At 63.3% G+C, this 12,998-nt stretch carries 12 protein-coding genes; 8 read left to right on the top strand and 4 right to left on the bottom strand.

The window, feature by feature from the left end; all coding sequences use genetic code 11:
* Nucleotides 1-95: 95 nt before the first annotated feature.
* Both AC5WEY_RS19145 and AC5WEY_RS19140 read left to right on the top strand, forming a co-directional pair.
* Nucleotides 96-671: a TetR/AcrR family transcriptional regulator gene (locus tag AC5WEY_RS19145; protein WP_495647091.1), complete on the top strand. Its 576-nt coding sequence runs from the start codon at nt 96-98 to the stop codon at nt 669-671.
* Nucleotides 672-781: 110 nt separating this feature from the next.
* Nucleotides 782-2,401 (top strand): MFS transporter, encoded by a 1,620-nt coding sequence (locus AC5WEY_RS19140; protein ID WP_495647090.1) that lies wholly within the window; start codon nt 782-784, stop codon nt 2,399-2,401.
* On the opposite strand, the gene AC5WEY_RS19135 is transcribed toward AC5WEY_RS19140, so the two are convergent.
* From AC5WEY_RS19135 to AC5WEY_RS19125, 3 genes are all read right to left on the bottom strand, one after another.
* Nucleotides 2,394-3,290: a glucose 1-dehydrogenase gene (locus AC5WEY_RS19135; protein ID WP_495647089.1), complete on the bottom strand. Its 897-nt coding sequence runs from the start codon at nt 3,288-3,290 to the stop codon at nt 2,394-2,396. The two genes, AC5WEY_RS19140 and AC5WEY_RS19135, sit on opposite strands and share 8 nt — an antisense overlap.
* A gap of 144 nt (nt 3,291-3,434) precedes the next feature.
* Nucleotides 3,435-3,794, bottom strand: a complete 360-nt coding sequence (locus AC5WEY_RS19130; RefSeq protein WP_495647088.1) for an STAS domain-containing protein — start codon at nt 3,792-3,794, stop codon at nt 3,435-3,437.
* 193 nt (nt 3,795-3,987) lie between these two features.
* Nucleotides 3,988-4,917, bottom strand: coding sequence for an aldo/keto reductase (locus AC5WEY_RS19125; protein ID WP_495647087.1), 930 nt, complete (start codon nt 4,915-4,917; stop codon nt 3,988-3,990).
* 151 nt (nt 4,918-5,068) lie between these two features.
* Between AC5WEY_RS19125 and AC5WEY_RS19120 the strand changes: the two genes are divergently transcribed.
* Genes AC5WEY_RS19120 through AC5WEY_RS19095 form a run of 6 tightly spaced genes read left to right on the top strand, consistent with a single transcriptional unit; the run spans nt 5,069 to nt 12,295 of the window.
* Nucleotides 5,069-6,085, top strand: coding sequence for a LacI family DNA-binding transcriptional regulator (locus AC5WEY_RS19120; RefSeq protein ID WP_495647086.1), 1,017 nt, complete (start codon nt 5,069-5,071; stop codon nt 6,083-6,085).
* A complete protein-coding gene (locus AC5WEY_RS19115; protein ID WP_495647085.1) occupies nt 6,082-7,089 on the top strand; it encodes a 2-hydroxyacid dehydrogenase in 1,008 nt (335 codons plus the stop codon). Before AC5WEY_RS19120 ends, AC5WEY_RS19115 begins: the two co-directional genes overlap by 4 nt.
* Nucleotides 7,086-8,303, top strand: a complete 1,218-nt coding sequence (gene manD / locus AC5WEY_RS19110; protein ID WP_495647084.1) for a D-mannonate dehydratase ManD — start codon at nt 7,086-7,088, stop codon at nt 8,301-8,303. Before AC5WEY_RS19115 ends, manD begins: the two co-directional genes overlap by 4 nt.
* A 4-nt stretch (nt 8,304-8,307) precedes the next feature.
* Nucleotides 8,308-9,825, top strand: a complete 1,518-nt coding sequence (locus AC5WEY_RS19105; protein ID WP_495647083.1) for a mannitol dehydrogenase family protein — start codon at nt 8,308-8,310, stop codon at nt 9,823-9,825.
* 49 nt (nt 9,826-9,874) lie between these two features.
* The gene (locus AC5WEY_RS19100; protein ID WP_495647082.1) at nt 9,875-11,239 is read left to right on the top strand and encodes an MFS transporter; all 1,365 of its coding nucleotides are present in this window, start codon (nt 9,875-9,877) and stop codon (nt 11,237-11,239) included.
* Between the two features lie 6 nt (nt 11,240-11,245).
* Nucleotides 11,246-12,295 (top strand): L-idonate 5-dehydrogenase, encoded by a 1,050-nt coding sequence (locus AC5WEY_RS19095; RefSeq protein ID WP_495647081.1) that lies wholly within the window; start codon nt 11,246-11,248, stop codon nt 12,293-12,295.
* Nucleotides 12,296-12,310: 15 nt separating this feature from the next.
* On the opposite strand, the gene AC5WEY_RS19090 is transcribed toward AC5WEY_RS19095, so the two are convergent.
* Nucleotides 12,311-12,895, bottom strand: a complete 585-nt coding sequence (locus AC5WEY_RS19090; RefSeq protein ID WP_495647080.1) for a giguanylate cyclase — start codon at nt 12,893-12,895, stop codon at nt 12,311-12,313.
* Between the last annotated feature and the right edge of the window lie 103 nt (nt 12,896-12,998).

The raw sequence follows: 12,998 nt of genomic DNA, 5'->3' as shown, positions 1-12,998 counted from the left end.
CGATGGACAGCGTTTCGGTCTATGCTCAGCAGCATAGTGGAAGTGACCCTAGATGTAACTCAGTGTTACGTCAATGACGGTCCGGAAGGGTTCGGATGGCTGATCGAAGTAGCGCGCGAGCCGACATGTTGCGCAGCGCCGCGCATTTGTTCCGTCAGCGCGGGGTGGAAGCCACCTCGCTGGCGGACGTCATCGATCACGCGGGAGCACCGCGTGGCTCGATCTATCACCATTTCCCCGGTGGGAAGACTCAACTGGTGGAGGAGGCGACGCGAACTGCGGGCACCGTCATGAGCTCGATGATCTCGGCCGGCCTGGCATCGGCCGGTCCGTCGGCGACGGTCCGGGCCATTATCGACGGATTCCGCAGCGAGCTGCTGGCAACGGATTTCGTTGCAGGGTGCCCGGTCGCACCTGCTGCGCTCGAGGGGCTGCATGCGCCGGGTGCGGTGGCCGCGGCCGGTGAGTCTTTCTCGTCCTGGGAGGACGTGATCGCGGCATCCCTGTGGCAGCGCGGTCTGGTCCGTGAGCGGTCCTACACACTGGCGACTTTCGCCATCGCCGCTATCGAAGGCGCGCTGATCCTGGCCAAGGCGCAGCGATCCACCACCGCCTTGGATCGTACCGAAAAAGAGCTGTTGGCCCTGCTCGAGGCCGTACTGGACGCATAGGACCATACCCGTCCGTGAGTCGGCCGCATCCAAGACTGTTGCTATAACGTCCAGTTACAGTTACTTTTCCTTCAAGAACTATGCCGATCGTCATAGTCGAAGGGATTCTCATGTCGTTGCCTACCACTTCCCACCACCGGGCAAATGTCCCGCCGCGGAGTCGGCGATACCTGGCGCTGCTCGTCATCTGCGCAGCCGAGTTGCTCGTCGTTCTCGACAACACCGTCGTCAACGTTGCGCTGCCCTCCATGGGGTTGCAGCTTCGTGCCGATATCAGCGGGCTGCAGTGGGTGGTCGACGCCTACACGCTGACTTTTGCCGGACTGTTGCTGGCGTTCGGTCACCTCGGCGATCGCTACGGTCGAAAGAAGGTCATGATCGTCGGGCTGGCCGGTATAGCGGTCATGTCGGTCGGCGGCGCTCTTGCCGCTGATCTGGGGCAGGTCGTCGCAGCACGGGCAGCAATGGGTGTGTGTGCGGCAGCGGTGTTCCCGGCGACCCTGGCGCTGATCATCAATATCTTCACCGACGCACAGGAGCGGGCTCTGGCTATCGCCGCCTGGACCGCCATGGCGGGTTTCGCGATCGCGATCGGCCCCACGGCGGGCGGCTTTCTGCTCGAACACTTCTCGTGGCATTCGGTGTTCTGGATCAATGTGCCTGTGGCGCTTCTGGTTCTGTTTGCCGCGTTGTGGTGCGTACCGGAATCGAGAGCCGAGCATGTCGGCAAGTACGACCCGCTGGGTATCGCGCTGTCGTTGGCCGGAATCACGGTGTTGGTGTGGGCGATCATCGAAGCGCCGCACAACGGCTGGTTGTCTGCGACGAGTGTCGTTGCCTATGTCGCCGGTCTGGTCGGCCTTGCCGGGTTCGTGTGGTGGGAGCTTCGAACACCCTCGCCGGTGCTCGACCTGAATTTGTTTCGGAACAGACGGTTCTCATTGCCTGCCTTGGCGATTGCCGTCGCGTACTTCAGCATGTTCGGCTTTCTGTTCATGATCACCCAGTATTTCCAAGGTGTGATGGAACTGACGCCGCTGCAGTTCGGCATCCACTCGCTGCCCTTCGCGGTCTCCATCGCGATCGGCGCGCCGATGGCCACGGTGATCGCCCAGCGGATCGGCACCACGACCGTGATCGTCTTCGGCTTGGTGGTGATGAGCGTCGGGATGTTCATCGCCGGTCAGGTGAAGGTCGAAACGCCCTACCTGGGACCGGTCGTGGTGTCGATGATCCTGATGGGCCTCGGTCTGGCGATCGTGCAGGGGCCGGCCACCGAATCGATCATGTCTTCGGTGACGCTCGACGAGGCCGGTGCCGGATCGGCCGTGAACGACACCACCCGAGAGGTCGGCGGAACGCTCGGTGTGGCCGTACTCGGCTCCATCGTTGCTTCGATCTACACCACTCAGGTGGGGCCGAGAATCGACGTCATTCCCGACGCCATCATGGAGCCCTATCAAAAAGCATTCGCTCGCGAGACGGTTGTCAGCGTCATCGAGATCGTGAAAGCGCCCACCAACCCGATCTTCGCGACGCAGAAGGCCGACCTGATCTACGCAATGAAGGCGGCTTCGTTGGAAGGCTTCCAACTCGCGTCGTTCGTCACCGTCGGGGCGGCCATGGCCTGCGCGCTCGCTGTTGCGCTGTTCCTGCCGTGGCGACGACCCGAGGGCGACGGTGTGCTGCTTGCATGGCGTGGACACACGGACAGCGAGAAGATCAGTTGAACGGTGTACCGCCGGTGACGGCAATGGTCTCGCCCGTGATGTAGCTCGACTCGTTCGATGCCAGGAACACATACGCCGGAGCCAGCTCCGCGGGGTGGCCGGGTCGTCCGAGAGGAACGGTTTCGCCGAACTTCTCGTACTTCTCGGGCGGCATCGTGGCCGGGATCAGTGGGGTCCAAATCGGTCCTGGCGCAACGGCGTTGACCCGGATACCGCGCGGTGCCAGGTCGCCGGCCAGGCCCTTGGTGAAGGCTACGATTCCCGCTTTGGTGGTGGCATAGTCCATCAGCTCCGGAGATGGATTCGACGCCTGGATCGAGGTGGTGTTGATGATGGCCGCACCGGCGTCCATTGTTTCTGCCGCGCGTTTGGAGATCCAGAACAGGGCGTACAGGTTCGTCTTGAGTACACGATCGAACTGCTCGGTGGTGATGTCGGCGATGCCGCCCATCTGAGCCATCTGAAATGCAGCGTTGTTGACGACGATGTCGAGTCCGCCGAGAACGTCGCTCGCGGTGTCCACGAGTTGCACACACTGCGTTTCGTCGGTGAGGTCGCACGCGATCGCCCGTCCGGCTCGGCCGGCACCCTCGATCAAGTCGATCGTGGCCTGAGCATCCGGACCTTCGGATTCGAGATGAGCAATGACGACGTCGGCCCCCTCGCGTGCGAAAGCGAGTGCGACGGCTCGTCCGATACCCGAGTCGCCTCCGGTGATCAAGGCCTTGCGGCCGTGCAGACGGCCCGACCCTCGGTAGGAACTCTCACCGTGATCGGGTGCAGTGACCATGTCTCGCGTCAGCCCGGGGTGGTCCAAGGGATTCTGCTCTGCCCGCTCCGGCGGCGAGAACGCGGTAGTGGGGTCGGCCTTCGTGAACTGGTCGGACATCGTCGATCCTTGCCTCGTGTGAAGAGGACCCACCGCGGCACAACCAAAGCCGCCCCAATTCTTGAGACGAATCACGGTCGTTCCCGACTGGAGTCGCTGTCGACACTTGGTTTGCCGGTTGTCTCCGTAGGCAAACCTCGAGACTCAGCCTAGGGTCGGGTACGCACCGATCGTGTGAGCACCAAGTGCATCGAGCACTCTGCGCGCCGGGCGCGTGGGAGCGAAGACCTCCAGGCGGCCATGGGAGCGTTCGGCAGCATCGACGATCACGCTCGCAGCTCCCGAGTACATGAATTCGACCGATGACAGGTCAAGCAACACAACGCATTCGGCCTCGAGGGCGCGGTCGAGGGACGACACCAGATCTGCTCGTGCACTCATGTCCAACTCGCCGGCGGCGCGAACGACAGTCAGGTCAGGGGTGTAGGACTCTGTCCCGATCGTGTAGCGCTGACCGGTTCGAGCGGGGGTGAAACGAACGTCGGTGAAATCGGAAACAGTCACGATGCGAACCTCTCAGTTCGGATGGCCAAGCGACCGGCAGGCTCTGGGTGGAACCCGAGGGCTACAGGTTCCTTCGCGTGCCGTGCAGTAATCGTGACAGCGCAACGTCACCGTATCGAGGCCTCTTCATCACGGAACGATAGCGAGTGAATAACAAAACGGTCACAGCAGATATGACGCAGCTGAGCGACGTTCAGGGCAAGGTGTGACCAGCGGCGATGAAGAGTCGGTACCACTCCTGCCTGGTCAAACGTACGTCCGAACCAGCCGCGGCCTCGACCACTCGATCGGGGTTCGTGGTGCCCAACACCACCTGGATGTTCGCCGGATGCCGCGTGATCCATGCTGTCGCGATCGCCGACGGGGTCGAGCCGTGCGACTCGGCAATCTCATCCAGTGCGGTGTTGAGTTCGGGATAATTCAGCCGGTCGCCCACGAAGACGCCGGAGGTGGTCCCACTCTGGAAGGGTGACCACGCCTGCAGAGTGATACCCCGCGTCCGTGCGTAGTCCAACAAACCGTTGTCCCGATCGATCGATTGATCCTCCGAGCTCATGTTGGCGGTCAGGCCGGCCGCGATCAGCGGAGAATGCACGAGGCTCAGTTGCACTTGATCGAACAGAATCGGTTGTTTCACAGCAGTTTTCAGCAGCTCGATCTGTCCGGGTGTGTGGTTGGAGACGCCGAAGCCGCGGACCTTGCCCGAGGTGTGCAACGCGTCGAACGCTGCCGCCACCTCCTCAGGCTCGACGAGGGCGTCGGGTCGGTGCAGGAGAAGTGTGTCCAGATGATCCACGCCGAGAGCAGCGAGGGAGTTCTCGACCGTGGCGACGATGTGGTCCTGGGAGAAGTCGAACCAGCCTTCGCGAATGCCCACCTTGCTCTGAATGTCGACTCGCTCGCGCTGGGTAGGGGTCAGCGTCACCGCATCCCCGAACAGCTTCTCGCAGGTGTGCGGAGTACCGCCGTAGATGTCGGCGTGGTCGAACACGGTGACCCCAGCGTCGAGGGCGGTGTCCACCAACCTTCTGATCCGGTCACGGTCCAGATCGGTGATGCGCATGAACCCGAGCACGATGCTCGAGACGCTGGTGCCGGTATGGGGGAGGGGAAAGGTGCGCACGGTGGATCTCCTGTTCGCCGGTCGAGCTGTCGGGTCGAGTCTGTCAAAGACGGGCGAGCCGCAATCTCCAGGCTTGCGCAAGGTGTTGACAATATTGCGCAATATCTGCAACTGTTGTGCTCAGAATCACAAACGACATTCGAGGTGAACCATGGCACCCACCCTCACGCAGGTGGCGCAACAAGCAGGTGTGTCGTTGTCGACGGCGTCGCGCGCCTTCAGCAATCCGGACCGTATCGGTGCAGACACGCTGGCCCGGATCATCGCCGTCGCCGATGAGATCGGCTACGTCGCGGCCTCTGGCCGATCGTCGGACACCCGTGTTGCCGCGACAACAGTTGCTGTCGTCGTGCCCGATATCGGCCACACGGTCTTCGCGAGCTTCGTCAAGTCCGCGCAGGCTCAGGGCTGGCATCGTAGGCAGACGATCGTCCTGACCGATACCGACGGAAGCTCTGATCGAGAGCGTGAGGTGATCGGTGAGCTGCAGGGTCGGGTCGACGCGCTGATCGTCTGTGCGCCGCGTCTGCCCGCGGAGGACATCGTGCAACTTGCCGGCGATACCCCGCTGGTGCTGGTGAACCGATCCTCGGAGGAATGCGACTGCGTCGTAGCCGATTCGGAGGATGGAATTCGGCAGGCCGTGGACTACCTCGCAGCTCTGGGTCATTCGCATCTGGCGTACGTCCAGGGTTCACCGCGGTCCTGGTCCAACGAGCGACGCGTCGAGGCCGTCGAACAGTTCTGTGCGGCAAGAGGAATCGTGCTGGACGTTCTCGGTTGGCAGCAGGAAACCCTGGCGGGCGGTCACGCCGCCGCTGCCAGCGTCGTCGCCACTGGAGCCACTGCTGTCATGACTCACAACGACCCCATGGCCATCGGCGTCATGAACGGAGTCCGGTCGATGGGTCTGACGGTTCCCGGGGACCTCAGCGTCATCGGCATCGATGATTCGCCTCTCGCCGATCTGGCGCATCCTGCGCTGACGAGCATCAACGTTCCGATGGGCCGTGCGGGCCTCGTCAGCTCCGATCTGGTGTTCCAACGCGCAGCCGAGCCCGATTCCCCGGCGCGCACCATTCATCTCCCCACCCAACTCGTGGTCCGGGGCTCGTCCGGTCCCGTTCACAACCGCACTCTCGGTCCAGGAAAGGACGATTCGAAGTGAAGGTCGTCATCGCAGATTCCAACCTTCTGCCCCATCGCAAGCGATTCGAGGACCGGGTCGTCCCCGGCGTCGACCTGTCTTGGCACGACAGTTTCGACATCGATGCGATTGCTGCCGACATCGCCGATGCGACCGTGTACGTCGGCGGGAAGTTCCCGGCCGCCCTGGCCGAGGCATCGCCGGAGCTGCGGTTGGTGCATGTCGCCGGAGCCGGCACCGACGGCGTGGACTTCGACGCCTTGAATCCGCACACCCTGGTGGCCAACACATTTCACCACGAGCGTTCGATTGCCGAGTACGCTGCCGCAACGGCAGTATTGCTCCGACGCGGATTCCTCGAGCAGGACCGGCAACTGCGAGAAGACAGGTGGTCGTCTCCGGTCTACGACCGGACACTTCGGCAGTCCAGTTCGTTGGGTTCGGCTACCGTCGGATTCGTGGGCTTCGGTCACATCGGCGCTCGATCGTGGGCTTTGTTGCGGGCGTTCGGGTGCACTGGCATCGCGGTCACCGGCAGTGGATCGGTGAATGCGTCCGAGAACGGATTGGCCTGGGCTGCATCGACGGACCGCCTGTCCGATCTCATGATCGAAGCAGACGTCGTCGTGGTGTCCGCGCCACTGAACGAGCGCACCACCGGCATGATCGGTGCCACGGAACTCGCCTCCCTCGGACCCGACGGGGTACTGATCAACGTCGGACGTGGCCCGCTAGTGCAACAGGACGCGCTGTTCGAGGCGCTGTCCACCGGCTCGCTCGGCAGTGCCGCCATCGATGTCTGGTACGACTACCCGTCGCCCGATGGCATCGGTGCGCCCTCGCCGCGTCCGTTTCGCACCCTGCCCAACGTCCTCATGACACCCCATTCCTCCGGCATCACCGGTGAAACCTTTCAAGGCAGGGTCGACGACATCACTGCCAACATCGGTCGACTCGCAGCGAGCGAATCCCTGACCAATGTGGTTGCCGGAGAGAACTTCACCGCAGAGGTACCGATCTCATGACCGATCGGATCATCGCCGCGGACGTGATCGTCTGCAGCCCCGCTCGCAACTACGTCACTCTGAAATTGACCACCGCAGACGGCGTCGTCGGTTATGGCGATGCGACATTGAACGGCCGGGAACTTGCCGTCGCGTCCTACCTACGGGATCACGCCGCTCCCTTGCTCATCGGTCGAGATCCGGCGCGTATCGAGGACACCTGGCAGTACCTCTACCGCGGTGTCTACTGGCGTCGCGGCCCGGTGACGATGGCCGCGATCGGTGCAGTCGATCTCGCGCTGTGGGACATCAAGGGAAAAACGCTGGGCCAACCGGTGTACCAGCTACTCGGTGGAGCCGTCCGAGACCGCATTCTCTCGTACACCCATGCCACCGGCTGGGACACCGCGGAACTGATCGATTCGGTCGATCGGCGTCGGGCTCAGGGCTTTCGTGCGGTGCGCGCCCAGTCCGGGGTGCCGGGACTCGATTCCGTGTACGGCGTGCACCGGGGAGCGCAGGGCTACGAACCCGCAGGGCGCGGAGCATTTCCGGTGGAGGAGCTGTGGGATACCGACGCCTACCTCAATCACGTCCCCGGAGTGCTGACAGCTGTGCGAGACCACGTGGGGTCCGAGCTGAAGTTGTTGCACGACGCGCACCACCGACTGACACCGCAACAGGCTGCGCGACTGGGTAAGTCGCTCGAAGACGTCGACCTGTACTGGCTCGAGGACGTCACCACCGCTGAGGACCAGAGCGCCCTGCGGCTGGTGCGTCATCACACCACCACCCCGCTCGCCATCGGTGAAGTGTTCAACACCATCTGGGACTGCCAGCAGTTGATCTCCGAGAAGCTGATCGACTTCATCCGCGTCGCCATCGCGCATGCCGGCGGCATCAGCCATGTGCGCAAGATCTTCTCGCTCGCCGAGGTGCATCAGGTGCGCTGCGGGCCCCACGGACCGTCCGACGTCTCGCCGATCACCCTCGCCGCGAGCGTGCACCTCGGAATGGCGACCCCGAACTTCGGCATTCAAGAATTCATGGGCTACGACCCGCTGGTCGACGAAGTGTTCCCGCACGCATGGTCGTTCGCCGACGGCTACCTCACCCCGGGTGATGCGCCCGGTCTCGGCGTCGACATGGACGAGTCGTTGGCGGCGAGACACCCGTACGAGCCCGCATATCTACCGGTTGCGCGTCGCCTCGACGGCTCCATGACGGATTGGTGACGAGATGATCGAACCGAGACTGTCCCGTTCGGCGCTCGCCGGTTCGGGACTCGTTCCCGTAAGGCCGGACGGAACCGGAATCGTGCACCTGGGACTGGGCAACTTCCACCGCGCGCATCAAGCCGTGTACACCGCCGCGGCATTGGAGCGGGATGGTGGATCCTGGGGAATCCTGGGCGTCGCCAACAGATCTCGTACGGTCACCGATGCCATGCTCGCCCAGGACCTGCTGTACGGCGTCGTCGAGATTTCGCCGTCCGGCGCGCGAGTCGGTGTGCCGGGAGCGCACACCGGAGTCATGGTGGCGGCCCACGACCCCGCCGCCGTCGTGGCTGCCATCGCGGACCAGAACGTTCGGATCGTCACGATCACCGTCACGGAGCTCGGCTACACTTTCTCGTCCAAGACGGGCGCGCTAGATGTTGAATCGACTGCAGTGCAACAGGATTTGTCGCGGACAGAGGTACCGACCACCACTATCGGACAGCTGGCGCGGTCCCTGTCGGTACGGGCTCGAACTCACGGTGCTCCGATCACGGTGGCCAGCTGCGACAACCTGCTGGGAAACGGTGATCGCACCGCCGCTCTCGTACGCCAATTCCTTACCCGCTGCGGTGCGGACGATGTGATCGACTGGCTGGCAACGGCGGTGACGTTCCCCAATTCCATGGTCGATCGCATCGTCCCGTCCAGCAGATCGTCGTACGACGCCGAGTCCACCGCCGGATTGGGCGCTGTGGACACCATTGCTGTACCGGCGGAGCCGTTCACGATGTGGGTGATGGAGGACAAATTCGCCGCGGGGCGTCCCCAGTGGGAAGCCGGCGGTGCAGTCTTCGCCGACGACGTCGAGCCGTACGAACTGATGAAAGTTCGACTGCTCAATGGAACACACTCTCTCATAGCATATCTCGGCGCACTCGATGGCTGCGCGACAATTCCGGACTCGATCGGTCGCCCTTTTGTCGAGGCTGCGGCCCGAGCATTGCTGATCGACGAGTATCTCCCGACCGTGCCCGTGCCGGACGGGGTGGACATCGACGACTACATCGCCCAGCTGTTCGTACGGTGGTCCAACTCCGCTCTGGGCCACAGGACGGCACAGGTAGGTTCCGACGGCTCGGCGAAACTCGCGCAGAGAATCCCGACACCAGCGCTGTACCACCTGCGCAACGGTGTTGTACCGCAATATCTCTCGTTGACATTGGCTGCGTATCTCTGCTGCGTATGCCCTCCCGACGGTTTCGATCCAGGCCCGCACGCACGTGCGATGGCCGACCCAGCACGTGCGCGATTGGCAGGACTTGCCGCCTCGGCAGCGTCCAGTGAAGATGTCGTTCGTTCGGTACTCGAACGCGGTGACATCCTCCCCGTCGAATTGGCCCACTTTCCCGAATTCATCACACGCACTGCGGAATTGATGGATACTGTTGTCCGTCACGGTCCGATGGCAGCAGCCGTCGAAGCGGCGAGTTCTTCGCTCCGCCCTGTCGTCACAGCATCCCGGACCACACTCGACTGACTCTTTCTCCTTCGTTCGGCTCAGGCCGTCACTTCACCCGAGGACAACCATGGACACGACCACAGAACCGTCGGACTCTCCCAGAATTGCTCCGGCCAAGCACAACCCGACCGCGGTGCGCCGCGCAGCGTGGGCAGGCCTCATCGGCACCACGCTCGAGCAGTACGACTTCGTCATCTACGGCACGGCGTCGGCGTTAATCTTCAACAAACTGTTCTTCCCCAACATCTCTCCGGCGGCGGGCATCATTGCCAGCTTCAGCGCCTATGCCGTCGGCTTCCTCGCTCGTCCCCTGGGCGGACTGTTCTTCTCCCGCTACGGTGATCGACTCGGTCGCAAGTGGGTTCTGGTGGCTACGTTGATGTTGATGGGCGGCGCGACGATGGCCATCGGACTGCTGCCCACCTTCGAGCAGGTGGGGCTGCTGGCCCCGGTGTTGCTGGTGCTGTGCCGGTTCTTCCAAGGATTCGGCGCCGGTGCCGAACAGTCAGGTGGTGCAACCCTTCTCACCGAGACTGCCGAGATAGGTAAACGCGGAAGACTCGCGGCCCTCGTCATGACGGGTGCGGCTCTCGGTACTGCGCTCGGAGCCATCGCCTGGATTCTGGCCCAATTGCTTCCCGACGATCAGTTGATGTCCTGGGGTTGGCGGATGGTCTTCCTCAGCAGCATTCTGGTCACCATTGCCGCGTTCATCATCAGACGCAAGCTCAACGAGTCCCCGGTCTTCCAGGAACTCAAGGCAGCGCAGGAGCGCCCCAAGGCACCGGTGAAGGAAGTGTTCACCAACGGCAAGCGCCCGCTGTTCATCGTCATGTTCATGACCGTCGGCATCAGTGCACAGTCCTACACCTATCAGGTGTTCATGGCCTCGTACATGAAGAACGACATCGGCGTCGACGCCACGTTCATCCCGAAGGTGTTGCTCATCGGCGCGATCTGCGGCGGCATCGCGGCGTGGGGCTTCGGCTGGCTCTCGGACAAGGTCGGCCGCAAGCCGGTGTACATCGGCATCGTCAGCCTTCTCGTGGTGCTGCCCTTCCCGACCTTCATGGCATTGAACACCGGCTCGCACGTGTTGATCACAGTGGTGATGATCATCGGATTCATCCTGGCGTGCCAGGGTGCCGTCGGTGTCACCATGAGCTACTTCCCGGAGATGTTCGGAGCCCGATACCGTTACGCCGGAGTGACTTTGGGCCGTGAATTCGCATCGGTGTTCGGCGGCGGCATCGCCCCCCTGCTGTGCGCCGCATTGATCACTGCGTTCTCCGGATCCTGGGTTCCCGTTGCCGTCTACATGATGATCATGGCAATCTCGGTGCTCGCGGCAGCGTCGTTCGCTCCGGAAACCCGAGACAGGGACCTGACCGATCCGGCCAATGCGACCGATCCCGTACTCGGCAAGGTCTGAGCCACGATGACCGAAGCAGTGCAGGTTCCGGAGAAGACCGTTGCCCTGATCGCTCACGCCGCCGACGACCTTCGTCTCGACACCGTGGTCGTGACAGCCGCGGCACCGAACGAGGCCATCATTGCCGTCGCCTACGGCGGGATCTGCGGCTCGGATCTCCACTACTGGCAGCACGGCGCGGCAGGGCAATCGGTGTTGAAAGCGCCGATGAGGTTGGGCCACGAGGCATCGGGAACGGTGGTTCGCCGTGCCGAGGATGGCAGCGGACCCGTCGAGGGCACCACGGTGACGGTCCACCCGGCAACACCGGGCGGAACGGGCGCGAAGTATCCGGCGGATCGTCCGAACCTCTCGCCCGGGTGTCGGTACATGGGCAGCGCCGCGCAGGTACCGCACAACGACGGACTCTTCATCGGGCACGTCGCCGTCCCGACACGGATGCTCAGAGCGTTGCCCGAGGGACTCGATCTGAGGATCGCAGCGCTGGCCGAGCCTGCGAGCGTCGCCTGGCACGCCGTCGAGCGAGCCGCCGGCGTCTCGGGCAAGACCGTCCTCGTCGTGGGCACCGGCCCGATCGGTGCCCTCATCGTGGCGGTCGCCGCGCGGGCGGGTGCGGCACACATCGTGGCGGCCGACCTGACGGACTTCTCGCTCGACGTGGCACGTGCACTCGGGGCGCATCGAACTATCGATGCTCGCGAGTCCTCGGCAATCGCCTCCGTGGAGGCGGACGTCACGTTCGAGTGCTCGGGCAACCACCGCGGGCTCGCTTCGGCGATCGACGGCACCATGCGCGGCGGGCGAGTGGTCATGGTCGGGCTACCGCCAGCGGGGGATCAGCCGGTGCCGGTGTCGCTGGCGATCACCCGCGAGATAGACCTGGTCGGTTCGTTCCGTTTCAACGACGAGATGGACGATGTCATCGAGGCGTTGGCGGACGGCTCTCTCGACGTCGAAGCCGTCATCACTGCGGAGTATCCCGTAGCGGAGGCGCTCGACGCCTTTGCGCTGGCTGCCGACGCGTCTCGATCGAGCAAGGTCCTACTGACGTTCTGATCGAGTGTCCGGTCGTTACTCGAACTCCAGGCGAGTGGACTGCGACGTGGCCTGGAGCATCAGCACGAAGCCGGTCAGCGTCACCACGATCGGTGCCCACAGAACGATCGCGACGAATGTGTCCACATCCCGCTCCAACACGATGTACACCGCAACGATGGACGTGCCGAGCAGGCACAGTGCGATGTGGGCGGCCAGACGCCACTTGTCGAAGAAGAATCCGGCGAGCATTCCCATGGGAATGAGGAAAGTACATTTTCCGAGGGTGACCTCGGGCTCGAAATTAGCAGTGATGGTGGCCGCGAAAATCGCGATGTCGGCAATGACGACGAACGCGAACGCCTGCCGAAGCGTCGGCCACGGACCGAACCACCAGAACGCGCCCATGATGTACGCGGCGATCATCGACGTCCATTGCACGATCGACGGGAGCGTTGTGGTCGCGCCGTAGCCGAACGCCAGCTCGAGGGTGACCACCACGGCCATGGACAGCGCAGCAGCCGAAACGATGCGCCTGACGACAGTGGTGATGGCGAGAGAGGCCATCACCCCGATTCCCCACTGGTAATGCTCGTTCGATCTGATCGCAGCACGAGTCATTTCGGCCCCTATCGTTCCATTCGGCAACCGATTGAAACACAGCCATGAGCGCCGAGGTTCTATTTTCGCCGAGACCCGACTCCGATCTTGCCCGTTCGGCGCA

The organism is Rhodococcoides sp. S146-33 (assembly GCF_059489205.1).
The sequence above is the reverse complement of the archived record's forward strand: the minus strand, read 5'-3'. Positions and strand labels throughout refer to the sequence as shown.